We start from the raw sequence: 26,364 nt of genomic DNA, 5'->3' as shown, positions 1-26,364 counted from the left end.
TTTTATTGCAGTAATTGCACATTCGTCACCTTTGTTACCCAGTTTGCCACCGGCGCGGTCCTCGGCTTGCTCCATTGTATTGGTAGTAATTAATCCGTAAATAACTGGTACGTTGCCAGTTGCGTTCAGTTGAGCAATTCCGTTGGTGCTTCCCATACAAACATAGTCAAAATGTGGAGTATCTCCTCTAACTACGCAACCAATTGCAATAACTGCATCCACATTACTATATTCAATGAATTGGTTGGCTCCAAAAATTAATTCAAAGCTACCCGGAACAGTTTTCACCAAAATATTTTCGTCTCTGGCACCATGTTTTTTTAAAGTATTCATTGCGCCCTCTAAAAGTTTTCCGGTGATATTGAAGTTCCACTCAGAAACAACAATGCCGAACTTCATTTCTTTAGCATCAGGAACAGAGTTGAAGTCGTAGTCTGAAAGGTTATGATAAGCTGTTGCCATAGTTATTCTAAAATTAATAATTAAAAATAAAAAGGGGATAAAAAAAGAACCGGATTACACGGATTTCACGGTTGTTTCTTTTTTATCCGTGTAAAATCTGTGTAACCCGTGTCTGATATACTATATAATAAGGTATATTACTTCTTCAGCAGTTTGGCTTGTTCGATGTACTTATCGATATCCATTGACTGGTAAGAACGGAAATATTTGTCCTTAATCTTGGTATATGCTTTGATAGCGTCGTCATACTTGCCTTGCTTAACGAGGATTTCTCCGGCTTGTTGCAGGTAGATAGGGCTGAGTGAATTGTTATCAGCTTCGTCAGCAGCGCTCAGCAACATAGAAGCAGCTTTGTCCAGCTGGCCTAATTGTGCGTAGCAGTTACCCATTGCACCTTTCATTGCAGGAGCTATCATCTGGTCTTTTCCGCTGAAGCTATCCAGTGCTTTTACAGCAGCTTCGTATTGTCCCAGGTGAGCGTAGCAGATACCCATATATGCTTTTGCCAGGTTGGCAGCTTTGGTTCCGCTGTATTCATCAGCAATTTTAGCGAAACCTGCGAATCCGATACTGTCGCCATTCAATGCCTGTTCGTAAAGGTCGGCCTCAAAGTATTCCTGTCCTTTGAACAATGCAGCCTGTGCCTTTTCTTCGCGCGGTTCAGCATAAAGGTTCTTGTACATTACTATACCGGCTACAATGATGATTACTGCTACTACAGCGCCGATAATTGCTTTTTTGTTTTTAATGAGAAATGCCTCCGATTGTGACAATGCTTCTTCCACATTCAGGGCTTCGTTAGCTTTCTTTTGTTCTGCCATTTTATATATTCTTTTTGTTATTATTCTTATTTAGCCATTTCGACCCGCAAAAGTAACTTTTTTATAGGTATCAACGAAATTTAGCGGCATCTTTTTTTCTTTTACACTTGAAAACCCGAAATTCTTCCTACTTTTTGATGAGCTAAGCTTTACCTCCGCATTAAAAATAAGCATGCTTATTTTGTTCTGCATTCGGCTTAGATAAATCTCTCACATTCGGAAAAAAGAATGAATTCTCTTTTCGCTCACTAAATCGAGATTTTGCATTATCTTTGTAACTGAATTTACTGCTGTAATATGATACTGAAACGTATATCCATACTTAATTATAAGAATCTGGAACAAGTTGAGCTCTCGTTCTCACCCAAGTTGAACTGTTTTTTCGGCCAGAACGGCATGGGGAAAACGAATTTGCTCGATGCCATTTATTTCCTTTCGTTTTGTAAGAGTTCGGGCAATCCCATCGATTCGCAAAACATCCGCCATGATCAGGAATTCTTTGTCATCCAAGGCTTCTATGAGGCTCCCGACGGTACGCCGGAAGAGATTTATTGCGGTATGAAGCGCAGGCAAAAGAAACAATTCAAGCGGAATAAGAAGGAATATACCCGTTTGTCCGATCATATTGGATTCTTGCCTTTGGTCATGGTTTCTCCTGCCGACTCGGAATTGATTGCCGGAGGCAGTGACGAGCGTCGGCGCTTTATGGATGTCGTAATCTCGCAGTATGATAAAGAGTATTTGGAAGCTCTGATACGCTATAATAAAGCGTTGGCTCAACGAAATACGTTGTTGAAAAGTGAAGTGCCGGTAGAAGAAGAGTTGTTTCTCATTTGGGAAGAGATGATGGCACAGGCCGGTGAGATTGTTTTCCGCAAGCGGGAGGCTTTTATCAGTGAATTCATTCCCATTTTCCAGTCATTCTATTCTTTTATTTCACAAGATAAGGAGCAGGTAGGGCTGACTTATGATTCGCATGCCCGTGATGCATCCCTGTTAGATGTAATAAAAGCAAGTCGTGTGCGTGATCAGATTATGGGTTACTCTCTGCATGGCATTCACAAAGATGAATTGAATATGCTTCTGGGTGATTTCCCTATCAAGCGGGAAGGTTCGCAGGGGCAGAACAAGACCTATCTTGTTGCCCTGAAATTGGCACAGTTTGATTTCCTGAAAAGGACCGGCACTGCAGTACCTTTGCTTCTGCTGGATGATATCTTCGATAAACTGGATGCTTCCCGCGTAGAGCAGATCATCAAGTTGGTAGCCGGTGATAACTTCGGGCAGATATTCATAACAGATACGAACCGGGAACATCTGGATCGCATTCTTCATAAGGTAGGCAGCGATTACAAAATGTTCCAGGTAGATCAAGGAGTCATAACAGAACGGGAGGAGGATGAAGCATGAAGCGTAACGATGCCGAACAAATAGGTAAACTGATACGTACTTTCCTTCGGCAGGAGAGTCTGGAGTCGCCACTCAATGAGCAGCGGCTCATCAACTCATGGGCAGAAATCCTTGGCCCCACTATTGCCTCTTATACCCGCGAACTCTATATCCGCAATCAGATTTTATATGTCCATCTGACTTCTGCCGCCCTGCGTCAGGAACTAATGATGGGACGTGACTTGCTGGTACGCAACCTGAACCGCCACGTAGGTGCGCAGGTAATCACGAATATCATATTTAGATAGTGATTAGTGGTTAGTAATTAGTGATAAACTATCCACTCTCTGTATCTTTAATGCTTTCAATTCTTCTATGGCACGATTGTAATATACAGGCGTTTCCAAGTCTTTATTGTTATGCGCATCTAACCCGATGATAGCAGTACAACCTTCATTGGCGGCAATGTGCCAGAAGTCCGGGCAGGGATAAGTCTGCAAGTCGTGCGCTTCATTATATGCCACATAACCGATATTATATTCCAGCGGAATATGGAAGCGTGCGGCTGTGCGGCAGATATGGCGGCTGATTAACTTACAATGACGGTCGAACTGAGGATATGAGCGCATGAATAAATCCGGGTGGGCCAGACAGCAGAACAAACCACTCTCCATTCCCTCGATGGCACTCTCTTCATAGAGTTCCAGCATATCAAGGTTCTCGGTATGATGCCCGAAGTAAGGGAACTTCTCATCTGTATGGTAATGGTGATTGCCGAATAGGACATAATCCAGTTGATACTCTTTGATTTTTTCTTTCAGCCAATGAATATAAGCGGGAAAATACTCGCATTCCAATCCGATTTTGATACTGATCTGATCTTGGTATTTCTCGCGGAGTGAGCGCAGGCTTTCTACGTATCCGGGTAATTCTTCGGGGAGCATGCGCATGTCAGCCACATAATCGGTGTGATACTTCCACGGAGTGTGGTCTGAAAATCCCAGCTCCTGATAGCCGCCTTTGATGGCGCTGAGCACGTAGTCTTCGTCGCTACCCGTAGCGTGCATGCAACGGGCAGTATGAGTGTGATAATTTGTTTTCATTGAATTGTTATAATCGTATCCATGCGGATGTCGAATGGCTCCGCAGGCACTTCTTCCACTAATTGAAAAGGAAAACAGATGCCGGCTTTGAAAGCCGTGAGGCGGGGGAGCAGTCGGTCATAATAGCCTTTGCCTCTGCCCAGACGGTTACCTGCATGATCGAAAGCTACGCCGGGGACGGCGACAAAGTCGATAGCTGCATAGTCGGTGAAGAGTTCTCCGGTAGGTTCTTCAATACCATAACTTCCTGTTGCCAGGTCTTCGGGACCGGTATAGATACGCAATTCCAGATCGTCACCTACGACAACCGGAAGCAATATCCGCTTTTCACGGCTCCACTTCCGGACAAATTCATGCGTATCGACCTCGTCCTTCAGTGAATAATAGAGCAGGACGATATGTGCCGCCCTGAAAGCCGGGTGGGCTTCCAGGGCGGCAAGAATTTCAGCAGACTGGGATTGATGCGTAGTGGTAAGCCCGTGCCGGGTCTTTAACAATGCCATACGCTTCCGCAGTTCTTTTTTTCTTTCCTTCATCTTTCGTTTCTTCTTTCACAACATCTTCCGGAGCTTTGGGAAATGCTTCGCCGTTCTCCAAAATTTCCAATGCCTTTTGTACGGTAGGATCGCCCTGATTGATATACCTTATATAAGGCTCCCTGCCTAATATATTATAGATAATGTTTCCATAAAGGTTTCTTTCCATCAGCTTGTAGGACTTGTGGATAAGGATATTGCGTCTCTTCACTCCCTTGCTGTCTGCAAAACGGATAAACTGTTCTACGATACCTTGCTGACGAAGATATTTCAGCATGTCTTCTTCATTTTCGAACTCATTCAGTTTAGCCCGGTTGCGGTCGGAATACTGGAAGCTGAACTGTAAAGTCAGTCCTTTATTGAGCACTTCAATCAGATAAGAAGAGGTTCCTGTGGTATCCTGCGGTACGAATACGTCCGGCATAATACCACCACCACCGTAAACGGGACGTCCCAGACGGGTGGAGTAGCGTAAATTCTCGTCCAGCTTGATGCTATCCTTAGAGAAGAATTCACCATGCTCGTAGCGGGTCAGCCAATCCATTTCGTACTTGGCGTCCTTACCATTCTTATACGGACGTTGTATGCAACGACCGGATGGAGTATAGTAGCGGGCAATTGTCAGGCGGATAGCAGAGCCATCGCTGAAGTCAATCGGTTGTTGTACCAATCCTTTTCCGAAGGAACGGCGTCCTACGATTGTACCACGGTCATTATCCTGAATAGCTCCTGCAAAGATCTCACTGGCGGATGCCGAACTTTCATTGGTCAGCACAACCAAAGGCATTTTCTGGCAACTGCCTGTTCCGTTGGCATAATCTTCCATACGGGGATATTTACGTCCTTGGGCATAGACAATAAGTTGTCCTTCCGGCAGGAATTCATTTACCATACGCACGGCAGCCTCCATATAACCACCGGTGTTGTCGCGCAAGTCAATAATAATTCCCTTACAATTCTGATGACTGAGTTGGGCAATAGCATTCAGCAGTTCTACATGAGTGGTACGTCCGAACTTACTGATTTGAATGTATCCGTAATCATTGCTGAGCATATAAGCTGCATCAATCGTATTCTGTGGAATATCACCGCGGGTGATGACAAAGTCCAGTAAATCCTTTTCTGTAGCACGTTTGACACCCAGTTTCACCTTGGTTCCTTTCGGACCTTTCAAAGTGCGCATGGCTTTCTCATTGGTCAGTTTTATTCCGGCAAACAAGCTATCGTCTACCATAACGATGCGGTCACCTGCCATCAGTCCTACTTTTTCGGACGGACCGCCTTGAATGACACTGTTCACATGAATCGTATCATCCTGAATGGTGAATTGAATACCGATACCGCTGAAGCTGCCTTCCAACTCTGAATTAACTTCCTCCAGATTCTGGGCAGGAATGTAAGTAGAGTGTGGGTCTAACTCAGCCAATATCTGTGGCATTGCTTTTTCCACAAGATCCGTCATGTTGACGGTGTCCACATACTGGTCTTCAACAACTCGCAGCAAAGCATTCAGCTTGTTGGACGAGCCATTAATAATGCCCAGCGTATTTCCGGCGAAATGCCTGGCATAAAATGTTCCGATCAGAATTCCCATTACCACGCTGATTGCAATGACGAGCGGGGTAAAGCGGGAAGAGTTTTTTGTACTCATGTTCTTAAAAGTTGTTAGCTACGAGCTACATGCTACGAGAGGTAGCTGTATGCTTCGTATATTTTTGTTTATTGTTTGTTTAAGGTCTTTATTCTTTACTTGTAGCCTGTAGCTCGTCACTTGTAGCTACGTAAACTACCTCGATACCTGCACGCTTCAAAAGTTCGATACCGTCTTCCAAACGGTATTTCTCGGAGTAAACCACCCTTTTGATACCTGCCTGGATAATCAGTTTTGAACATTCGATGCATGGCGAAGCGGTGACATACATAGTGGCACCGTCGCTGCTATTATTAGAGCATGCTATCTTCGTGATTGCATTCGCCTCGGCATGCAACACGTAAGGTTTGGTAACGTTATTATCGTCTTCACATACATTTTCAAAACCGGCAGGCGTTCCGTTATACCCGTCAGAAATGATCATTTTATCTTTGACGATGAGTGCACCTACCTGGCGGCGTTTACAATATGAATTTTCCGCCCAGATACTTGCCATACGTATATAACGCTTGTCCAGCGCCTCTTGTTTTTCTTTAGCAGAACCTTCCATAGTCTTAATTCCCTGGGTTACGTTGTGGAGCGAAAGAGATGAACTTTACTGTCTGCCCCTCTTTGTAATAAATATATAGATTCTTATTATCTCCTCCATATTTGAATGCACTCTTTAGTCCGTCCATAAAGGCTTTACCTAAATACTTATCTGTGTCAGTGCCACCTCCGCTTTTTATGGTAATCTTCAATTCACGGTTGTCTCCATTCGCATTCCAGTCTCCATTGACGGAAGCGCTGGTGGCTTTTCCGGTGAAAGTTCCGCCCGCTGTACCGTTTACCTCAGCACCTTCAAACACTAAAGTGTAATTATCTCCTGCAATGGTCTTAAAACTCTTTTCTCTTGCATCCTGGTCTCCTTGCCAGAAGTCGTACATCTTGTTTTGTCCTTCCACTGCAATGTAAGTCATGTACCAGGTTTTTCCGGTGAAGATGTCAATAACATCGTCTTCCTGATCGCAAGCGCTCAATACGGGTACGAAGAGAGCGATTAACAGCAGTTGTATATAGGTTTTCATCTTTTTCATTTCTTTATTCCGTTTCTGATTAATAATGCATCAATAGTTGGTTCTTGTCCGCGAAAGCGTTTGTATAGTGTCATAGGGTGTTCTGTTCCTCCTTTGGAAAGAATGTTTTCCCGGAAAGAAGCGGCTACTTCCGGATTGAAGATTCCTTTTTGTTTAAACAGTGAGAAAGCATCTGCATCCAGGACTTCCGCCCATTTATAGCTGTAATATCCGGCAGAATAACCTCCGGCAAAGATATGCGAGAACTGTGTACTCATGCAGGCATCTTCTACCACAGGAAGGATCTGTGCTTTCTTCCATGCTTCTTTTTCGTAAGCTTTCACGTCACCATCAAATGGGGTGGTACGGGTGTACCATGCCATATCCAGTAAGCCAAAGCTAACCTGACGCAGGCAGGCATAAGCGGCATCGAAATTAGAAGAATCTACAATGCGCTGTACCAGTTCGTCCGGGATGAGTTCTCCAGTCTGATAATGTCTGGCAAATGTGTGGAGGAACTCCTTTTCAATAGCGAAGTTCTCCATGAATTGGGAGGGAAGTTCCACAAAGTCCCAATATACATTTGTACCGCTCAGGTTTTCATAGGTGGAATTCGCAAACATGCCATGCAGACTATGCCCAAATTCATGCAGGAATGTCTCCAGTTCGCCAAATGTCAGTAAGGCGGGTTTGTCTTTTGTCGGTTTGGTGAAGTTCATCACGATAGATATGTGCGGACGACTGTTTTCACCGGTTACCTCGTCAATCCATTGTTCTTTATAAGAAGTCATCCATGCGCCTGCACGTTTACCCTCTCTGGGATGGAAGTCTGTATAGAGTACAGATAGGAATTTACCATCTTTATCAAATACCTCATATGCATCCACATCCTTGTGATATACCGGTATATCGCTGTTTTTCTTGAACGTAATACCATACAAGCGGGTAGCCAGACCGAATACCCCTTCTTTTACCTTGCTCAGTTCAAAATAGGGACGGAGCATTTCATCATCTATCTGGAACTTCTGGTCTTTCAGCTTATGGGAATAATAAGACCAGTCCCAAGGCATCACTGTGAAGTCATTGCCTTCCAGTTGGCGTGCCAAAGCCTCTACCTCTGCATATTCCTGTTTGGCGGTGGGAGTGTAAGCATCCAGTAGCTGATCCAACAGTTTATATACATTGCCGCTGTTTTCTGCCATTCGCTCTTGCAGGTTATATTCAGCAAAACTGTTGTATCCCAAAAGTTGCGCAATAGCCAGGCGGGTATTAACGAGCTTCTTTACAATCTCCAGATTGTTGGTTTCATTGTCATGGGTACATTTGGTATTATATGCCATATAAAGCTTACAGCGCAAATCGCGGTTGCTGGCATACGTCATAAACGGGCTATAACTGGGTGCTTGTAAAGTGAATACCCATCCTTCCACACCTTTTTCTTTGGCAGTTTCTGCGGCTGCATCAATGGCGCTTTGCGGCAAGCCGGCAAGTTGTGCTGGGTCTGTCAGTACCAGTTTATAGTCGTTGGTTTCTTTCAGGTTGTTTTCTCCGAATTGCAGGGTTAGCAAGCTGAGTTCTTTGCTCAGAGCACGATATTGCTCTTTGGCTTCTCCTTCGAGGTTGGCTCCACTGCGAACAAAACTATTATATACCTTCTCCAGTAGCTTGTTTTGCTCGGGAGTAAGATTAGCCTGGTCTTTCTGGTCATACACCGCCTTAATGCGTGCAAATAACTTCTCATTCAGAGTGATGTTATTGCCATGTTCGCTCAGCAACGGCATGATGGATTTTGCCAGTTCCTGCATGTCATCGTTGGTTTCCGCACTCAGCAGGTTGCCGAATACAGTGCTGACTTGGTTCAACAGTTCGCCGGACTTCTCGTAAGCAGCGACCGTGTTGGCGAATGTAGCCGCTTCCGGATTATTGGTGATAGCATCAATCTCCGCGTTGTGACGGTTGATACCTTCACGAATGGCGGGTTCATAATGTTCGGTCTTTATCTTTTCAAACGGGATAGTACCGTGAGGCGTAGAATACTTTTCAAAAAAAGGGTTTTGAGCCTGTATTATATTCATAAAGCAGAGTAATGTTAGCGTTAGTTTTAATTTTATCATACTTACTTAGGTTCGGTAAAAATAATCTAACCGCAAAAGTGCAAAAAAAATAGCTGATTTAATGAATAACCCGTTGTATTTTAACAAAAAACAGGCAACCTCGTCGAGATTGCCTGTTTTAAATATTATTTTGTACTCTGCTTATTAGTTGTTAACTGAAGCCATGTGAGCGATCAGGTCAAGAACCTTGTTAGAGTAACCGATTTCGTTGTCATACCAAGATACAACTTTTACGAAAGTATCAGTCAAAGCGATACCAGCTTTTGCATCGAAGATAGAAGTACGAGTGTCACCCAAGAAGTCAGAAGAAACTACTGCATCTTCAGTGTAACCCAGGATACCCTTCAATTCGCCTTCTGAAGCTTCTTTCATAGCTGCACAGATTTCAGCGTAAGTAGCCGGTTTAGCCAAGTTAACTGTCAAGTCAACTACAGATACGTCCAAAGTCGGAACACGCATAGACATACCAGTCAATTTGCCATTCAAAGCAGGGATTACTTTACCTACAGCCTTAGCAGCACCAGTAGAAGACGGGATGATGTTGCCAGAAGCAGCACGACCACCTCTCCAGTCTTTCATAGAAGGACCATCAACTGTCTTCTGAGTAGCAGTTGTAGAGTGAACTGTAGTCATCAGACCATCCAAGATACCGAACTTGTCGTTCAATACTTTAGCGATAGGAGCCAAACAGTTAGTAGTACAAGAAGCGTTAGATACGAATTGAGTACCTTTCACGTATGTTTTTTCGTTTACACCGCAAACGAACATCGGGGTGTCATCTTTAGAAGGAGCAGACATTACTACATATTTTGCACCAGCTTCGATGTGAGCTTGAGCTTTGTCTTTGCTCAGGAACAAACCAGTAGATTCAACTACGTATTCTGCACCTACAGCATCCCATTTCAAGTCAGCCGGGTTTCTTTCTGCAGTGATGCGGATAGCCTGGCCATTAACGATCAATTTGCTGTTTTCAACATCTGCTTCGATTGTTCCGTCGAACTGACCGTGCATAGTGTCATACTTCAGCATGTAAGCCAAGTAGTCAACCGGGCAAAGGTCGTTAATACCAACGATTTGGATATCGTTTCTTTTCATTGCAGCGCGGAATACGAAACGTCCGATACGTCCGAATCCATTAATACCTACTTTAATCATTTTGTTTAAACTTTTAAGGGTTTTATAATATTTGTTCAAATATCTCTCTTCTCTTGCGCATTTATTTCTGAAATGCGGTGCAAAAGTAAGAAAATGTTTTTATATTCGCACTTAATTTTATAATTAAATAATGGAAGTGATGGGAAAAAGTTCATTTTTACAAGATTTTAAATCATTTGCCATGAAAGGCAATGTGATAGACATGGCTGTCGGTGTAATCATTGGTGGCGCGTTTGGTAAAATTGTATCCTCTGTTGTGGCAGATATTATTATGCCGCCTCTCGGCCTGTTGGTGGGAGGTGTGAACTTTACGGATCTGAAGTGGGTGATGAAACCTGCCGAAGTTGTGGACGGTAAAGAGATTGCCGCCGTAACCTTGAATTATGGAAATTTCCTGCAAGTGACGTTTGACTTTCTTATTATCGCTTTTTCTATTTTCCTGTTCATCAAATTGCTGACCAGGCTGACGGCTAAGAAGGAAGAAGAAGCTCCTGCAGCGCCTCCTGCTCCTCCTGTACCCAGCAAAGAAGAGGTCTTGCTGACGGAAATCAGGGATATCTTGAAAGAAAAAAAGTAGAAAGAATAGTCTGCCACATACCAACTCCGTACCAAGTCCAAGTGTATAGGTACGGAGCAGGTACGGACTTGATGTGGGGAGGGTACGGCGAGGTCGGATAAATAGAACAATTATTAAAGGCTTTTAATACCCTGTCGACAAGGAGTTAAGAGTTTGTCGACAAACTCTTAACTCCTTGCTGATAAACTCTTAACTTCTTGTAAGTTGCTGATAATTAGCATGGCTTTGTTTCACTTTGAATGGGTTTTACCTTACTTGGATGGAGTTATATGATATTTTAATTTTTGATATTCCTGGAGTGCTTCTTTCTGTAAATTTTCCAGTAGTCTGATTTCTACGGATAATTGATTGAGGCTGGCATTGGAGTTGAGAATCTCTTCTCGCTCTTTATAATTTATAATGCCATTTGGTGCCACTTCCTGTTTCTTCTTGCTTTCTTCCAACATATAGCGTGCTGCGGCTATATAGTAGTTTCTGAGTGCCTTCTGCTCCTTATTGCGCATGGGGCGGTAGTCTTTATTCTCGTCGGATAAACGACGATAAAAATTATTCATGGCTACATTGATTTCTTTACGAATTTCCTCTTTAGCGGTATTCCGGTAGGCTGAGTCTAATTGTGCATGCTCGGGATAGGTATTTAACATCTTTTTTAGTTCATCTTTGGCTGTCTCGTAGGCTTCTTTGGAAGCAGCTAATTCTTGGGGCTTTAATTCGAAAATGATATAAGTCAGCTTCGGCTCATTTCTAATGTTTATTAACTTGTTGGATGCTTCGCAAGCATCCAGATATTTTTCCATAAGTGTCCAATTGAACAGCAGTTTCTTTTGCTGCAGATCAGTACGTATGATTTCGAGTGATTTTTCTAATTCAACAATTCTGTTTTCCTGCGCCTGCAGGCATACAATATTACATAAAAGCAATAGTAGTAAAGAGCTGATTTTTTTCATGTTTTCCTGTGCATTAAATGATTTATTTATTTGCAAATATAGATTTTCCGCTCTATAATTCCTATTATTCTCTCAGTTTTTCATACTTTTGCAACTCATTTTAAACTAAATCCATACAGATTATATGCAAGAAAAGATTGTCATTCTTGATTTTGGTTCACAGACTACACAGCTTATAGCCCGTCGTGTCCGTGAATTGAATACATATTGCGAAATTTTACCTTACAATAAGTTCCCAAAGGGGGATGAAAGTGTAAAGGGGGTTATTCTTTCGGGCAGCCCGTTCTCTGTATACGATGAAAGTGCGTTTAAAACAGATTTGAGTGAAATTCGTGGGAAATATCCTGTTCTGGGGATCTGTTACGGTGCGCAATTTATCGCTTATACCAATGGCGGCAAGGTGGAACCTGCCGGAAGTCGTGAATACGGACGTGCACATTTGGGCTCTTTTGACAAGGACAATGTGCTGTTCAAGGACGTGAAGGAAAATACACAGGTGTGGATGAGTCACGGAGACACAATTACGGTTATCCCTTCCAATTTCAAAAAAATAGCTTCGACGGATAAGGTGGCGATTGCTGCTTATCAGATAGAGAACGAAAAGGTGTGGGGTGTACAGTTCCATCCGGAAGTATTTCATAGCGAAGATGGCACGCAGATGCTGAAGAATTTCGTGGTGGATGTTTGCGGTTGCAAACAGGACTGGAGTGCTGCTTCCTTTATTGAAACGACGGTTGCCGAATTGAAGGAGCAGTTGGGGGACGATAAAGTGGTTCTTGGTTTGAGCGGTGGTGTGGATTCTTCCGTAGCTGCTGTATTGCTGAATCGTGCTATCGGCAAGAATCTGACTTGTATCTTTGTAGATCACGGCATGCTGCGTAAGAACGAGTTCAAGAATGTACTGCACGATTATGAATGTCTCGGTCTGAATGTTATCGGTGTGGATGCCAGTGCCAAGTTCTTTGCAGAACTGGCAGGTGTAACGGAGCCTGAGGAAAAGCGTAAGATCATAGGCAAGGGATTTATTGAAGTGTTCGATGAAGAGGCCCATAAGATTAAAGATGTGAAATGGCTGGCACAGGGTACGATCTATCCTGACTGCATCGAATCTCTTTCTATTACCGGTACGGTTATTAAGAGTCATCATAATGTAGGTGGTTTGCCTGAAAAGATGCACCTGAAACTTTGTGAGCCGCTTCGCTTGTTGTTTAAAGATGAGGTTCGCCGTGTAGGTCGCGGATTGGGTATGCCTGAACATCTGATTACTCGTCATCCTTTCCCCGGACCGGGTTTAGCTGTGCGCATTTTAGGTGATATTACTCCGGAGAAAGTAGCTATTTTGCAAAATGCGGATGATATCTTTATTCAGGGCTTGCGTGACTGGAAAGTGAAAGATGCTGATGGTAACGAAACTTCTCTTTATCATCAGGTTTGGCAGGCAGGCGTTATCCTACTCTCCGTGCAATCAGTAGGTGTGATGGGAGATGAACGTACGTATGAACGTGCTATTGCGCTGCGCGCTGTGACTTCTACGGATGCTATGACGGCAGATTGGGCACATTTGCCTTACGAATTCCTGGGTAAGGTTTCCAATGATATTATTAATAAGGTGAAAGGGGTGAACCGGGTAACCTATGATATTTCGTCAAAACCGCCTGCAACGATAGAATGGGAGTGATCGATATATAAAAATCCCCGGGATATTTAATGTTCCGGGGATTTTTGTGTTATGTTATCATTCAGGAATATCTTCTTCTTTGTCATCAACCTCTTTTTCTTCCGGGGCATTCTTACCACGTAAATATACGGATGGAGATACACCGAACTGTTTCTTGAAGCATTTGCTGAAATAGAATGGGTCTTCGATACCTATCTTATAAGATACCTCTGCCACTGTATAACGATTTTCAAGTAAAAGTTCAGCAGCTTTTTTCATGCGGATGATGCGCATGTACTCATTGGGGGAATAACCGGTTATTCCACGCACTTTGCGATAGAAGGTGGAACGTCCCAGCCCCATCACTGAAGCAAGGTCATCTACGGCGAATTCACTGTTACTAATCTGTTCTTCCAGAATAGCCTGAAGCTTATCGGCAAATTGTTTATCTTTCTCTGACGTACAGATAGCAGGCGTAATCATTCCCGGATCATCCGAGAATTTCTTCCGCAACTTTTCACGTTGCTTTATCAACTGGAATGCTCTTGCCAGTAATAGCTTGGGACTAAACGGCTTGGTGATGTATGCATCCGCTCCACTTTCCACGCCTTTCAGGTGATTTTCTGCCGAACTCATAGCTGTCAATAAAATGATGGGGATGTGGCTAGTATCGAAATCATTTTTAAGCTTCTGGGTAACTTCGAAACCTGTGAGGCCTGGCATCAGTACATCGCAGATGATGAGATCGGCATCGTATGTACGTGCACGTTCCAGACCAGAAAGGCCGTCTGCTTCAGTAACAACTTCAAAATAAAGTTTGAATTCTTCTTTCAAGAATTCGCGTACGTCGTTGTCATCCTCTATGATGAGCAATTTGTACTGGTTCGAAGGTTCTTTTTCCTTTGTTACATTTACTTCCAGGGTGCTTTCTTCTTCGTTGTTTTCCGGTTTATATGCTTTCTCTTCGAGGAAGGCGTCGTGAGGAATGAGAAAGTCTTTTTCTTCGTATGCACTGGTGTCGATGGGGAGGGAGACTGTGAAGATGGAGCCTCCTCCTTGGTTCTCATCATAATTGATAGTCCCTTTATGGACATTTACCAGTTCGTGTGTCAGATGTAGTCCTATCCCTGTACTATTGCTTGAAAAGTTACTTTGCATGAAGCGTTTGAACAATTCTCCCCGTTTTTCTTTGGCAATACCGATTCCTGTGTCAGCTACAGAGATTTCCAAGCATTTCCTGTCCTCATCGACGATAGCTGAAAGGATGACTTTGCCGTAGCTCGGGGTGTACTTGAAAGCATTGGATAGGAGATTGTAGACAACTTTGTCCAGATTCCCTTTGTCGATGAACATCTTGTAGGAAGCCGCTGAAGGCTGAAAGCGGAAATCCATATTCTTGGATGTCGCAGTATCCTTGAAGCTCAGGAATATTTCATGAAGAAAGCCCATGACATCTGTTTCTTCCAAGGAGAGAGCAAGCTTGTTGTTCTGCATCTTCCGGAACTCCAACAGTTGGTTGATGAGACGGAGCATACGTTGGGTGCTCTTGTTCATCACTTTCAATGAATTGACCATTTCCTTGGGGACTTTGTCTATGCTCTGTATCTTTTCCAATGCTCCTTGAATTAGGGTTAAGGGAGTACGGAATTCGTGTGAGATGTTTGTAAAGAATACGAGCTTGTATTCCGTCAATTGTTTCTCTACTTGTATTTTGTTGCGCAAGAGGTTGAAATTACGTATCAGCCTGTAGGTGACGTACAATATGACTGTCAGCAAGAGGGCATAGATAAGGAATGCCCAAGTAGTTTTCCAAAAGGGAGGAGTGATGGTAATCTTCAGAATAGCTTCCTGATCGCCCAAAATACCGGTGGCATTACAGATTTTTACGTGCAGACTGTACTTGCCCGGTGGTAGATTTTTATAGGATGCAAAGCTGAGTGGAGAGGGTTTGCTCCATTCTTTATCATAGTTCTCCAACCGATAGGTGTAGGTGTAGCTGTTGGTTTTTGAGTAATCGAATGTGGTGAAGTCTATTACAAATGATCTCTGAAAATGCTTCAGTTCTATTTCGTCTGTGTACATCATGGCACTGGAGAGGGGGGAGTCGGGGGCACCCGGGCGCATGGATATTCCGTTCACCTGAAGGTTGGTGAAGGTGATTGAGGAATTGAGTACAGAATTGTTTCCCATTTGTTCGGGGTTGATGACCAACAAACCGTAGTTGGTACCGAACAGTAGACTGCCGTTTTTACTGACGCACGAGCTATTGTCGCTGTAGACGTTACCCAATGTGTAGGCCGAGAAGAAGTAATTATCAAAAGCTTGCGTTTCGGGATTGAAGCGGGAGATACCGTATTCGGTGGCAATCCATAGGTTGCCTTGCTTATCTTCAGCGATGGCTTGAACCATATCGTTGACGAGGCCGTTACTGGTGCCGTAATGTTTGAAGGTAAGGTTGTGATAATCGGTGCCGGGGATGCACATACTAAGGCCGCCACCGGAGGAACCAATCCATATCCGGTTCTGTGTGTCTTGGTAGATGCACTTAATTTCGTTACTGCGCAGTTTTCCGTTGTTGTAATTATAGGTCAGGTAGTTTTGCGGGTCAGCTTGCAGGGAATCGGGGGAGAAGACGTAGACTCCGTCACTATTTCCTACCCATATCCAACCGTTCGAATCTTCGATGATGGCGCGCGTGCGGCGTTGTCCGAAAGTTTTGGTGAAAAAGTGGCGGAAGGTGTATCTGTTGTTCTCTTTGATGGCAAGGTCCAATCCGCCGCCGAAGGTGCCTATCCACATGCGGCCTTTGCGGTCACAGTAGAGGGTAAAGATATGGTTGTTACTAATGGAATGGGCATCGTTGGAGTGGTTGACATACCATTTTCCGCCAATGCAGAGACCTTCGCCACGGCTACCCATCCACTGGGTGCCGTCAAGGTCTTCGGCTATGGCATAGATGTTGGAGTTGTAATGAACTTCTTTTTTCTGTGTATTGATCAGCGGGTCGTAGGTATAGACACCACCACCACGGGTACCGATACAGATGTCATCGTTCTTGAGGCGGGTAATCATGCGGACGGTATTGGAGCGGTCAGACAGAGAGATGGCTTCAGGGTAAATGCGTTTGATGCCTTCGTTCAGGATAGTAAGACGGGCAATACCGGCGTATTCAGAACTGACCCAGATAGCGCCGGAACTGTCTTCCATGATGTATTGCAGATAGTTGGAGCTGATGTGGCTGAAGCCGTCAATCTGGAAGTCGAAGTGCTGGAGCTCTTCTGTGATAGTGTTGTAGGCGAAGAGCCCGTTGCCGTAGGTGGAGATCCAGATAATGCCCCGGGAGTCGTGTACAATGTGGTAGCGTTCCATGTCCACATAGTTCAGTTTATCGGGAGGGGAGAGACGGAAGGTTTTAACAGCATGGGTGGTGGCGTTGACATACCATACCTGACCGGTGTTATTGTAGATCCAGAAGTCCCCCCGATTATCCGTCAGCACATTGCCGTTACGGATGTCGAAATCTGGATGTCGGCTGATGCGTTGAGTTTTCATGTCGAACAGATAGCCGCCGGTGTTGGTGAAGATGACCCACTCGTTTTGCAGGCGGAGTGTGCCATACAGGGTGATGCCGCCTTCGCCACGTGGCAGGCTAGCGGAGGTTGCGGTGGGTGCACTACCGCTTTTACGGTTGATGATGCCATCGGTAGAGAGAAAAAAGATATCTTTTTCGAAGCTCTGTGCGGCGAAGGCATTGTTGTTGTCGACAATGACAGTCTGTGCACTGCTGACGAGGGCCACGCCGTGGTCAGTACCTATCCAGATGTTGCCGTGCGGGTCGGGATAGACATAGGCTACGCTGTCCGAAGGTAGGTTTCCGCTGGATTTCTTGTAAGCAACGGATGAAAAATCACCATTGTGATAGGTGATGAGGCGGCAGCCGTTGCGACTGTTCCACAACCATATATCTCCATTGGGAGCTTCGGCTTTACGATCGTAGTGCTGGCGGTATTCGCCGCGGCCGGTGAAGTCGACGAAACGTTCTGTCTTCAGGTCGTAACAGTTGAAGAATTCACCGGAGGTTTCAAGCCACAGGAAGCCGTTACGGTCTTCGCTGATGGAACGGACGTGGTTAGAGGAGAGGGAGAGGCGTCCGGATTGAGTATCGCCTTCGGGCAGGAGGGTGACGAAGGTATTGCCGTCGTAGCGGCTGAGTCCGTTCAGGGTTCCCATCCATATAAACCCTTTGCTGTCCTGGAATACATAGCAGACGGAATTATTGGCAAGCCCGTCGGTAGTAGTCATATGGGTAGAACGTACTTCTACAGAGGCTGAGGTGTTAAGAATGGAGAGCAATAAGTACAGGCACGCAAGCATTAAGTGCTTTTTCATATTTCATAGATTTTGGTACGTAACAAAAATAAGGAAAAAAGCGCATTAAAGACTAACTTTAATGCACTTTTAAGGTTTATTCCATGTGGAATACTTCGGGCAAGGGTATGGTTACCGGAGAATTATCCGGATTTACTTCCATGATATCCGCCATGTAATCCCACCATTTTTGTACAATAGGATTAGCACCCATATCCTGCGAGGATTCTTCGCCCCGAGTCTTCTGGCAGGCAAAGAGGATGTTAGTGTCGCGGTCCCAATAGATGGAGTAGTCGTATACTCCACCGTCGGATAACATTTTTTTCAGTTCGGGCCAGATGGCTGCATGTCTTTTCTCGTATTCCTTTTCGAAGCCGGGCTTCAGGAACATTTTAAATGCTTCTCTTTTCATGATATATTATTCATTGAGGATTAATCGGGTTTGCTTACACTGAAGATCGGTGAGGTAGTCTTCTGTTCAGTATGGTAATACTGAATGGCACTGTCGTTCATTTTAGGATGCTGTTTATTTAGCAGGTTGATCATTTCAGCTCCTGCCCAGATTACAGGACCATAGCCGTGTGCGGCATACACATTGACCGGGCGGTAATAGTAAAATGCAGGATCGAATGCCATTCCGGTACCCACACAGGTGCCTTCTACCTGTCCTTCTGCATTGATCTGTGTAGAAACGGCATGCCAACCGAGTTGAGCTACGGGACCGTAAGCCATTGCATCGAGCCAACCTTGGTTAATGGCGTGGGAGATGCAATAAACATAGATAGCAGTTGCTGAAGTTTCCAAATAGGAATCGTTACGATCTAACAGTTGATGCCAGAATCCTTCGCCACTTTGAAGAGCAGCCAGTCCGCGGACGTGTTCACGAAAGAGGTTCATGAGCTTTTCACGCTGGGGATGGTTGGTCGGCATTACGTCCAGCACTTCAGTCATGGTGAGCAGTGCCCAACCGTTGGCACGTCCCCAGAAGAAGGCAGGATGATCTCCCATACCTTCTACCCAACCGTGACGGAAGAGTTTTTTTTCGGGTACCCACATACGCTCGGCAAATTGGAAGATTTGACGAACGGCTTCGGCCAGATATTTGGACTGTTCTTTATCTGCCATACGAGAGTACCAGGCTACGGGAGGAACGCCCATGAACATATCATCTAGCCAAAGCGTGTTGAGTTGTGGACGGATGCGGGCAAAGGTTCCGTCGGCAAGGCGGTATTCTTTGTTTAGAATGAAATCGAGATAATTATCTATTAAAGGATAGAGGTTGAGAGATTTATCTTGCAATTGTGCCTTAATCATAGCAGCACATACGGCACCGGCATCATCAAGTGCATGAGGCGTCAAGATTTGTTTCATTTGTGGGTCGGTAGTACCATTCTTTTCGAGCAGATTACGAAAATGCGGAGCCACTTCGGCGAGAAACTTGAAGCGATCAGTAACATATTTCATGTAAGCTGCGTCTCCGGTGGCTTCGGCGGCTGCCATCATAGCTGAATAAGTAACTCCCCACTCATAACTGGCCAAGCGGAAGGCGCCGCGTTCCAATTGGGCATCGGCAGGCAGGTTACTATAATCAGTGATAACTTTTCCGGTTTTCTCACTGACCACACGGGTATGAGTAGTCTTTTCCAGATAACGGAGAATGCGGTCGATGTCAGTTTTTACTTCAGTAGTAGAAAGAGCTTTATAAGGCACTTTATACTCCGGTTGCAACAGGTGCAGCGGGGTGTTGGAGTCATTGATAGTTTCTTTCTTTTTCTGGGCATAAGTGCCGATACTGAGTAACAGCAAGGTGCCTGTCAGGCAGAATGTCTTTATATTCATACTTTCTTTTAAATACTACATTATATAATTACTTTTTAAATTCATATCCTCTGAAAATTCCTTTCAGATCAGGTCCGAAATAGAAACCGGGTTGTGTCGGTTGGTTGTATGCTACGTTTTGTGTAGCAATACTGATCCTGTAAACCGGATCTTCCAGGAAAGTATGGAAACGGTAATCAGTTGCTATGGGTGATACATAGAGACGTAGTGCCGTATTGTCTTCTGTGCGTAGCAGTACTTCTTCGCGCCAGTCACCCAGAATATCGCCTTGCAGGCAGGGAGTTGCTTTGGTGCCGTTGTTTGATACAACACCTTCGAATGTGACGAGCGGTTTGCAGACGCCGGCTTCCCAATCGTACTTGGATACCACATTCTTGTTCAGCAACTCACGGAGTAAATCGCCGTCCCACCACACAGCCATATTGACAGAGAATGTTTTGATATCGGGATTGACGACTTCTCCCTTGATATTGCGTAACCCTTTCGATTCCCACGACCACATTTCCACGCCGGGGTTCGTCGGGTCGATGTCGGCAGCCATACAACGGCCTACGTCTATTCCGCTCTTCACCTGAAAGAATACTTTTCCTGTTGCTGCATCGCGGAAGCTGGAACCATCGCGCTTATTTTCGTGGCAATCCCAAACCTGAAGTCCGGGCATGTCGGGCGAGAACTTCGTCAGATGCATGGCATCTCCGTGTCCCATTCCGGTAGAGTAAAGCCCTTTCCCATTATTATCGATGGCGCAGGAGCCATATATAATTTCGTCACATCCATCCCCATCTACATCTGCTACACGGAGGTTATGGTTGCCTTGTCCTGCATAAGCTTTGTATTCCGGGGTGTTACTGTCGAATATCCAACGTTGTTTCAGTTCTTTTCCATTCCAGTCGAAAGCTGCAAGTACAGTGCGGGTGTAATATCCGCGGCACATCACTACACTGGGATGGATGCCATCCAGATAGGCAACAGCTGCCAGGAAACGGTCGCTTCGGTTGGCGCGGTTATCTCCCCAATCTGCTAGATTTCCGCGTGCAGGAACATAATCGATAGTCTGCATAGCGGCACCTGTGCGTCCATTGAAGACGGTGAGGTATTCATTACCCTTCAGGATGCGACCTTGATTGGCAGGGGTACCCGGTTCGCGATAGTCGGCTGCGGCATCCCCGATCACTTTGCCTTGTCCGTCGATAGTCCCGTCAGAAGTCTTCATGATGATCTCCGCACAGCCGTCGCTATCGAAATCATATACCATGAATTGAGTGTAGTGCGCACCTGCACGGACATTGTGTCCCATATCAATACGCCAGAGTCGTTCACCCGTCAATCGGTAGCAATCGAAAAGGACATTTCCAGTATAGCCATCATGGGCATTATCATGTGCGTTCGATGGATCCCATTTCAGAATAATCTCATATTCTCCATCCCCATCGACATCACCAATAGAGGCGTCATTGGGTATATAGGTGAATGCTTGTCCCGAAGGGGTGACCCCATCCGCCGGACGGTCCAGCAGGATATTGATGTATCCTATGGGTGCCTTCGCCGGCAGTGTATAGTTGCCCTCAATGTGCCCTGTTTCCACACCGTTTACAACGGGTTTTACGGTGTACGTAGCTGCTTTCTTTCCTTTATAGGCATCTCGGTAGAAGGTTCCCGTAGTAGCAGGTACTTCGGCTATCTTCTTTCCGTCCCGATAGAGGTTGAACGCTGTGTTCTCGGGGTCGGACGAGAGGTATCTCCAGGAAACAGCTACTTCTGTCGGGTTCTCACGGATGGCTACTACACCACGACCCAACTTTTCCTTTTGCAGCTTTGAATAATCATAGGCCGGAGCGTTCGCCGCATTGCGGAAGTGGCCGTACGTCACGTTCTCTTCCGTTACATTCTCTACGTTATGTACGTTTTTGATGAATTTCGTAACTTCATCGGCATGTACATTCTTTATAACGACATTCTTTGCAGGCAGTTTGGCATCACCTTTCAGATCGTAGATAGCCTCGGTACGTTCGCAGGTCACGTTAGTCATGTACAGACCGTCGATGCGGGTGATACGCTCCTCGTAAGTGGGCACCAGATTACGCCATTGGTAGAGTACATCCGTATCAATTTCGAGTACACGCTGCATCTTGCCTGCTTTTACGTTCTCCATGTGGATGTTTTCGATGAAACCTCCCCGGCGGTGATTGGTCTTGGCAAAGAAGAGGCGGAACACGGAGTCTGGTGCTGCGCAATCGTGCATATATACGTTGCGTATGCCGCCTGACATTTCGCTGCCGATGCCCAGTAATGTATGTCCTTTTATGATGTCGCAGTTGCGTATCACAATATTCTCGCACGGGGTATCCAGCCGCCAGGCATCCTGGTTGCGCCCGGCTTTGATGACAACTGCATCATCTCCCTGGTCGAACTTACAATCTTCTATCAGGAAGTTGCGGCTCATTTCCAGATCGACACCGTCGTTATTGTGCCCGTGGGCATATACGTCCAGATTGCGAACAATACCGCCATCGCACATGTACAAGTGAATCGTCCAAAAGGGGCTTTCACGAATCTTAAACTGATCGAGCAAGACGTTCTTACATCTGTTGAAGTGTATCAGGTGCGGGCGAAGATTATTTTCTCCTTTCGCCATCTGTCTTTTCTCTACCGGAACATCCGTTGAGGCCATGGTGTAGAGTTCGGCCAGCGCGTCCATGTGAGGTTTCGGTCGCTTGAACCACTTGCGCCACGTGTCCATGATGGGCTGCAGTGTTCCGGTTCCGGTGATGGCTACATTTTCACAGTCGAAAGCATACACCAAAGGAGAGTAGTTGTAACATTCCATACCTTCCCATGACGTCATCACGGCAGGCAGATAGTCTTCTGGATTGTCTGTGAAGCGCAGTATGGCACCGTCGGATAAATGCAGGTTCACATTGCTCATTAGGTGTACGGGGCCTGTAAGCCACTCGCCGGCGGGAATCACGACACGGCCGCCACCGGCGCGATTGCATGCCTTGATGGCCTTAGCGATGGCTTTTGTATTTATCGTTTTCCCTCCTTTTACTGCTCCATAATTTGCGATGGAAAAATCACGGTTGGGGAAAATAAATTCCTTTATCGGCTCCATGGCGAAAGGTGCGTTGACGGTGACAGTCTTATATTTCGGGGCGGGCATGGCGCCCGATAATCCCAGCGCAATCACTGCAATGGCAGCTATGCCGGCCAAGGATTTAAAACAAGGTTTTTTCATGATATATTTTGTTTTTCATTAGTTGCAAAAATACGGCTTAATACGAAATATTTCCATAGAATACTATGCAATATATATGGAAAATCGTGCAAATCATTCGTCCATGGGGATTACTTCCTGCATGTAAATGGCATCCAGGCTCCACAGGGCGGCATCGTTTGTGCTGATGCTGGTACATTCGTCCAGCGGGGCGGGCACTTCGGGCGGAAGTAGGGTTGTGATGCGGAAAGGCGGTGCCGGCGTATGCTCAAGTCTTGTGAACAAATCCGTCCAAGCCTCCTTTGCCATTTCCGGGTTACGTGTATGATAGGCTGCATAGCCCATCAGACGTGAAATGCGAAAACGGCTACGGTTTAGCTCCCATGCCTTCTGTTTGTAGCGCACCGTATAGTCCAGCCAAGTATCTCTCCATTCGGGCAGATCAATCATCCGGAGCATTTCATTCATCACCTCGAAGCCGCCCATGATACTCATTAAGTGGTTGGTACTTTCCAGTTTGGGGTCGCACTCACTGCTGATGATGCCGGTTGCAGGATCAAAGCCAAGCGCTTTAGGACCTGTGAAAATCCGGTTGGGTAGGGCGGCGATACTCTTCATGCCAGTGATGATTTTATCGCGATAAGCTACATTGCGGGTGCGCTCCCATTCCGTCATCCAGTTTCCGGCATATGCCAGCCAGTCGGGACCAATGCGCAGGCGGGCAGGGGCGGTGCAGGGATATTCGCTACGTGGTTGTGCCAAGCGCATAGGGTCTAGGGTATAGAGCTTCTGTTCGGCGTCTTTCACCTCGGTCATGAGGTCCCCACAGCGTTCGTCCGTAGTGAGATAATAGTAGAAGCGATTCCAGGCAGCCTGACTGATGCGTGCTTCTTTGGCACCACATCCCCAATGGCTGACGTTGTGACGACTACCCAATCCGGCATTCTCCCCTATGTGGTAGACGTCTACCTCGGCCGTATGGCGGGTCATAGCCTCTGCCATGCGCCAAATGTCTGCACGCCCTGTGCGCAGGAAATTATACCAAAGCCACATATTGGAGGCCAGTTCTGTATTGTCCCAAGCAAAGCCTCCGATATCGTATCGCCAGGTGTGGCGAACAGGATCATACGCATGCATGACATCACCGTAGTTCCAGAAACCATACCATTTGTTCTGTTCGATGGCCTTTTTGTAAAAGTCAATATAGGCATCCAGACGATCTTCCACCCGGCTGCGGAATGGAGTACTGCGATCTGGAAGGCTCCAGACGCCAAAAGCTTGCTGTGCGTGCAGGTATTTGGGAGTAGGCATCAACACACCTGGTTCCGAAAGTTGCTTGGCACGGTCGGCAAAAGCCTTCTTCCCGGCATATCCTCCCTGCGGGATCAGGGTGAGTGTAGTAGTACGGGCAATTCCATAGGGTGTGCTCAGGCCTTCCTGAACATCCTCGTAACTGGCGTTTAAATCGTGCGCTACATTATCGTAGTGGCGTAAATCCATGGGCTCGGCATCGGGACTCCATAGCCAGGCGGTAAGGGTAGCTACGGGAGCCTTCGTCTCGGAGATTTCGATGGCCGAAGGATAAGACTGCCAGAAGTCGTGCAGGCAAAGCCCCAATCCGCCACTGACGTCGCCGGCAAAAGCATATCCCTCACTGCGCGTGCCGGAGAAGGTGCCTATCCAGGGATTTGTGTCATTGGCCCGTTTACGGATGGAGAAAGCATCTGCAGTGAGCTGAGAGAGGCGGTAGGTGTTCCACGATGCCCAGTTGTCCAACAGTGAGCGATTTTTTTCATCAAAAGCTTCATAAGGCGGGATACGTTTCCCTTCCATCTGTTGTTGTTGCAGGGAGGCTTCCTTATCCTTGCTGGCATTTTTATCTGTCACATCCCGGCCGGAGTTCCTGTTCGCCGCATCGCCTAATGTCAGCACACGACGCCCTACTAATGGCTGCACAGGTTCGCTCCACACTCCACCGTCAGCACAGGAGAAGGCTATGTGGCGGTTGTAAAGCGCTTCGCGCATAGGTACGTCGAACCGGATGCCCAAGGCACGAATGAAATCCTGGTTCTGGTCTCCATCGAACAGGAAACTATGTACTATCTTCATCTGTTCACTTCCACTATAGAAATAGAGACGTACCACAAAGGGTAGCCATTCGCGTCCGTCTTTATTCTTATGTACGCCCTCCAGTTTTATCAGCGTACGTATAGCGCCGCAACGCTCTACCGTTGCTGATTTCACTTCGCTCACATAGTTACTGAAAGATACCTGCGAAGTGCTTTCAAGAATGGGCGTGCTTTGTGTGCTACATATCAGGCGTGTTTTTTCGCCCACCTTCACCCCTTTATATAGCAGACTGTCTATTAGGAATTCGCCCTGGCGGGGAATGTAGGCCGAAATCACTCCTGTTTCTATCAAAATGTTTCGTGGCGTCTCGGTGACGGAAACGGATGCTTGATCGTTGGGATTTGTTGTTCTTGCCTTTTTTACCGACTTCTTTTTTGCTAGTTCAAGTGTCGCCCCCTCTGTTCCGGCAGGGATAACGCCTGCTACTCCGCTCCATTTCACCGAACCGTCCGGCCAGTAGGCCAGCGCCCAAGTGTCGATTGGTATGTTTTCACCATTTACGGTGATTAACTGTAATGTGCTTTCAGGAGAGATTTTGCCTTTCTCAAAAGGCACACCGAAGCTGACCGCTTTGTCCATTTCGGGAGTGCTGCCGATCCATTGCAAAGGCACAGCGGAGGTTTCTTGCAGTGAGCACTCGTAGCGGAAATTGGTAATGCGGGTACGCGATAGGGTGGTACGGAAGCCAAACCAACCTTCAGTCAGTGGCTTGGCATCCCTGAAATCCACCAGACGCTTTCCGTCTATATAATAACTAACCCTATTATTCTCGTTCGTAATTTTAATATGATACCAGTGGTTCGCTTTCAGTAAATGCTCTGCATCGGTATATTCTTTTAAGACCGCAGGGCGAGCCTGAGGATCGGTGATACCTGCTTCATTACCATCATAGCGACGGAAGCGTGTAGTGGAGTTGTGGTTTCCGCCATATCCCAGATAATAAAGTTGCAGGGAGTAGCAGTTCAGGAATATTCCGTTGCGCCACTTCTCGCGTTTCCATAAGTTGTCCGGATGTTTCGGGTCAGAAGCCATCCAGAAGCAATTTAAATCACTCAGGCGGTCTTTTCCCGTTTCACTGACTACGCAGGCATCGTATTCAATGGTGACTTTGCCGCTCATCTTTTCCTTTCTCCAGAGAGTCAGCCCTTTTGGGGAGACAATCTCAACTGTATCTCCCCGGAACGTTACTTTGTAATCGGGCGATTCTGACTCCACTTTCCAGTATTTGTGAAACTGGCGGGCATTTAAGCCGGAAACCTGATTGTCCTGTGCCTTCAATGGTAGTAAAGACAGAAAGAAAAATGAAAGGCACAAACAAGTACGGAATCTGTTTCTTTTCATCATGA

19 protein-coding genes are annotated in these 26,364 nt (G+C 45.9%); 4 read left to right on the top strand and 15 right to left on the bottom strand.

Annotated elements, in window-relative coordinates; genetic code table 11:
• Both ribH and BWI44_RS11260 read right to left on the bottom strand, forming a co-directional pair.
• Positions 1–462 (bottom strand): 6,7-dimethyl-8-ribityllumazine synthase (gene ribH / locus BWI44_RS11265; RefSeq protein WP_286813525.1); only part of this gene is annotated, 462 nt, incomplete at its 3' end.
• A gap of 137 nt (positions 463–599) precedes the next feature.
• Positions 600–1,283 (bottom strand): tetratricopeptide repeat protein, encoded by a 684-nt coding sequence (locus BWI44_RS11260; RefSeq protein WP_007212655.1) that lies wholly within the window; start codon positions 1,281–1,283, stop codon positions 600–602.
• Positions 1,284–1,580: 297 nt separating this feature from the next.
• Here BWI44_RS11260 and recF point away from each other — a divergent pair, with 297 nt between their 5' ends.
• On the top strand, positions 1,581–2,693 hold the full coding sequence (gene recF, locus BWI44_RS11255) for a DNA replication/repair protein RecF (protein WP_021968389.1): 1,113 nt from the start codon (positions 1,581–1,583) through the stop codon (positions 2,691–2,693).
• Entirely contained in the window at positions 2,690–2,980 is a 291-nt protein-coding gene (locus BWI44_RS11250; protein ID WP_007212658.1) for a DciA family protein, read from the top strand. Before recF ends, BWI44_RS11250 begins: the two co-directional genes overlap by 4 nt.
• Before the next feature lie 3 nt (positions 2,981–2,983).
• Here BWI44_RS11250 and BWI44_RS11245 read toward each other — a convergent pair whose 3' ends face one another.
• The 7 genes from BWI44_RS11245 to gap all read right to left on the bottom strand — a co-directional run bounded on the left by BWI44_RS11245 (position 2,984) and on the right by gap (position 10,286).
• Positions 2,984–3,775 carry a histidinol-phosphatase gene (locus BWI44_RS11245; protein ID WP_195209242.1) on the bottom strand — a complete coding sequence of 264 codons (792 nt, stop codon included), beginning with the start codon at positions 3,773–3,775 and terminating at the stop codon, positions 2,984–2,986.
• On the bottom strand, positions 3,772–4,278 hold the full coding sequence (locus BWI44_RS11240) for a 5-formyltetrahydrofolate cyclo-ligase (RefSeq protein ID WP_229036176.1): 507 nt from the start codon (positions 4,276–4,278) through the stop codon (positions 3,772–3,774). Before BWI44_RS11240 ends, BWI44_RS11245 begins: the two co-directional genes overlap by 4 nt.
• Positions 4,220–5,962, bottom strand: coding sequence for a S41 family peptidase (locus BWI44_RS11235; protein ID WP_044262110.1), 1,743 nt, complete (start codon positions 5,960–5,962; stop codon positions 4,220–4,222). Before BWI44_RS11235 ends, BWI44_RS11240 begins: the two co-directional genes overlap by 59 nt.
• Positions 5,963–6,050: 88 nt before the next feature.
• On the bottom strand, positions 6,051–6,512 hold the full coding sequence (locus BWI44_RS11230) for a dCMP deaminase family protein (protein WP_044534672.1): 462 nt from the start codon (positions 6,510–6,512) through the stop codon (positions 6,051–6,053).
• A 4-nt stretch (positions 6,513–6,516) separates the two neighbouring features.
• Complete coding sequence (locus tag BWI44_RS11225; protein WP_195209244.1) at positions 6,517–7,038, bottom strand: DUF4847 family protein; 522 nt, start codon at positions 7,036–7,038, stop codon at positions 6,517–6,519.
• On the bottom strand, positions 7,035–9,092 hold the full coding sequence (locus BWI44_RS11220; RefSeq protein ID WP_195209245.1) for a M3 family metallopeptidase: 2,058 nt from the start codon (positions 9,090–9,092) through the stop codon (positions 7,035–7,037). The genes BWI44_RS11225 and BWI44_RS11220 overlap by 4 nt, the downstream gene beginning before the upstream one ends.
• A 183-nt stretch (positions 9,093–9,275) precedes the next feature.
• Positions 9,276–10,286, bottom strand: a complete 1,011-nt coding sequence (gap, locus tag BWI44_RS11215; RefSeq protein WP_118423081.1) for a type I glyceraldehyde-3-phosphate dehydrogenase — start codon at positions 10,284–10,286, stop codon at positions 9,276–9,278.
• Between the two features lie 139 nt (positions 10,287–10,425).
• Here gap and mscL point away from each other — a divergent pair, with 139 nt between their 5' ends.
• Positions 10,426–10,863: a large-conductance mechanosensitive channel protein MscL gene (gene mscL / locus BWI44_RS11210; protein ID WP_021968397.1), complete on the top strand. Its 438-nt coding sequence runs from the start codon at positions 10,426–10,428 to the stop codon at positions 10,861–10,863.
• 251 nt (positions 10,864–11,114) lie between these two features.
• On the opposite strand, the gene BWI44_RS11205 is transcribed toward mscL, so the two are convergent.
• A complete protein-coding gene (locus BWI44_RS11205) occupies positions 11,115–11,810 on the bottom strand; it encodes a DUF5039 family protein (RefSeq protein ID WP_118215924.1) in 696 nt (231 codons plus the stop codon).
• A 124-nt stretch (positions 11,811–11,934) separates the two neighbouring features.
• Between BWI44_RS11205 and guaA the strand changes: the two genes are divergently transcribed.
• Positions 11,935–13,488, top strand: a complete 1,554-nt coding sequence (guaA, locus tag BWI44_RS11200; RefSeq protein WP_138291513.1) for a glutamine-hydrolyzing GMP synthase — start codon at positions 11,935–11,937, stop codon at positions 13,486–13,488.
• Positions 13,489–13,545: 57 nt separating this feature from the next.
• Here guaA and BWI44_RS11195 read toward each other — a convergent pair whose 3' ends face one another.
• The 5 genes from BWI44_RS11195 to BWI44_RS11170 all read right to left on the bottom strand — a co-directional run bounded on the left by BWI44_RS11195 (position 13,546) and on the right by BWI44_RS11170 (position 26,362).
• Positions 13,546–17,856 carry a hybrid sensor histidine kinase/response regulator transcription factor gene (locus tag BWI44_RS11195; RefSeq protein ID WP_195209246.1) on the bottom strand — a complete coding sequence of 1,437 codons (4,311 nt, stop codon included), beginning with the start codon at positions 17,854–17,856 and terminating at the stop codon, positions 13,546–13,548.
• Positions 17,857–17,932: 76 nt separating this feature from the next.
• On the bottom strand, positions 17,933–18,247 hold the full coding sequence (rhaM, locus tag BWI44_RS11190; RefSeq protein ID WP_007666569.1) for an L-rhamnose mutarotase: 315 nt from the start codon (positions 18,245–18,247) through the stop codon (positions 17,933–17,935).
• Between the two features lie 20 nt (positions 18,248–18,267).
• A complete protein-coding gene (locus BWI44_RS11185) occupies positions 18,268–19,674 on the bottom strand; it encodes a glycoside hydrolase family 88/105 protein (protein WP_195209247.1) in 1,407 nt (468 codons plus the stop codon).
• A 28-nt stretch (positions 19,675–19,702) separates the two neighbouring features.
• On the bottom strand, positions 19,703–22,909 hold the full coding sequence (locus tag BWI44_RS22305) for an alpha-d-galacturonidase (protein ID WP_195209248.1): 3,207 nt from the start codon (positions 22,907–22,909) through the stop codon (positions 19,703–19,705).
• Positions 22,910–23,002: 93 nt separating this feature from the next.
• Positions 23,003–26,362 (bottom strand): exo-rhamnogalacturonan lyase family protein, encoded by a 3,360-nt coding sequence (locus tag BWI44_RS11170; protein ID WP_229036177.1) that lies wholly within the window; start codon positions 26,360–26,362, stop codon positions 23,003–23,005.
• Between the last annotated feature and the right edge of the window lie 2 nt (positions 26,363–26,364).

This window comes from Bacteroides sp. Phil13 (assembly GCF_001940965.1).
Taxonomy (GTDB): Bacteria; Bacteroidota; Bacteroidia; order Bacteroidales; family Bacteroidaceae; genus Bacteroides; species Bacteroides intestinalis.
The sequence above is the reverse complement of the archived record's forward strand: the minus strand, read 5'-3'. Positions and strand labels throughout refer to the sequence as shown.

What these genes read in the sequence shown, in the direction of transcription:
- BWI44_RS11260 (WP_007212655.1), bottom strand. Translation starts at nt 1,283, where the DNA reads ATGGCAGAACAAAAGAAAGCTAACGAAGCCCTGAATGTGGAAGAAGCA.
- recF (WP_021968389.1), top strand. Translation starts at nt 1,581, where the DNA reads ATGATACTGAAACGTATATCCATACTTAATTATAAGAATCTGGAACAA.
- BWI44_RS11250 (WP_007212658.1), top strand. Translation starts at nt 2,690, where the DNA reads ATGAAGCGTAACGATGCCGAACAAATAGGTAAACTGATACGTACTTTC.
- BWI44_RS11245 (WP_195209242.1), bottom strand. Translation starts at nt 3,775, where the DNA reads ATGAAAACAAATTATCACACTCATACTGCCCGTTGCATGCACGCTACG.
- BWI44_RS11240 (WP_229036176.1), bottom strand. Translation starts at nt 4,278, where the DNA reads ATGGCATTGTTAAAGACCCGGCACGGGCTTACCACTACGCATCAATCC.
- BWI44_RS11235 (WP_044262110.1), bottom strand. Translation starts at nt 5,962, where the DNA reads ATGAGTACAAAAAACTCTTCCCGCTTTACCCCGCTCGTCATTGCAATC.
- BWI44_RS11230 (WP_044534672.1), bottom strand. Translation starts at nt 6,512, where the DNA reads ATGGAAGGTTCTGCTAAAGAAAAACAAGAGGCGCTGGACAAGCGTTAT.
- BWI44_RS11225 (WP_195209244.1), bottom strand. Translation starts at nt 7,038, where the DNA reads ATGAAAAAGATGAAAACCTATATACAACTGCTGTTAATCGCTCTCTTC.
- BWI44_RS11220 (WP_195209245.1), bottom strand. Translation starts at nt 9,092, where the DNA reads ATGAATATAATACAGGCTCAAAACCCTTTTTTTGAAAAGTATTCTACG.
- gap (WP_118423081.1), bottom strand. Translation starts at nt 10,286, where the DNA reads ATGATTAAAGTAGGTATTAATGGATTCGGACGTATCGGACGTTTCGTA.
- mscL (WP_021968397.1), top strand. Translation starts at nt 10,426, where the DNA reads ATGGGAAAAAGTTCATTTTTACAAGATTTTAAATCATTTGCCATGAAA.
- BWI44_RS11205 (WP_118215924.1), bottom strand. Translation starts at nt 11,810, where the DNA reads ATGAAAAAAATCAGCTCTTTACTACTATTGCTTTTATGTAATATTGTA.
- guaA (WP_138291513.1), top strand. Translation starts at nt 11,935, where the DNA reads ATGCAAGAAAAGATTGTCATTCTTGATTTTGGTTCACAGACTACACAG.
- BWI44_RS11195 (WP_195209246.1), bottom strand. Translation starts at nt 17,856, where the DNA reads ATGAAAAAGCACTTAATGCTTGCGTGCCTGTACTTATTGCTCTCCATT.
- rhaM (WP_007666569.1), bottom strand. Translation starts at nt 18,247, where the DNA reads ATGAAAAGAGAAGCATTTAAAATGTTCCTGAAGCCCGGCTTCGAAAAG.
- BWI44_RS11185 (WP_195209247.1), bottom strand. Translation starts at nt 19,674, where the DNA reads ATGAATATAAAGACATTCTGCCTGACAGGCACCTTGCTGTTACTCAGT.
- BWI44_RS22305 (WP_195209248.1), bottom strand. Translation starts at nt 22,909, where the DNA reads ATGAAAAAACCTTGTTTTAAATCCTTGGCCGGCATAGCTGCCATTGCA.
- BWI44_RS11170 (WP_229036177.1), bottom strand. Translation starts at nt 26,362, where the DNA reads ATGATGAAAAGAAACAGATTCCGTACTTGTTTGTGCCTTTCATTTTTC.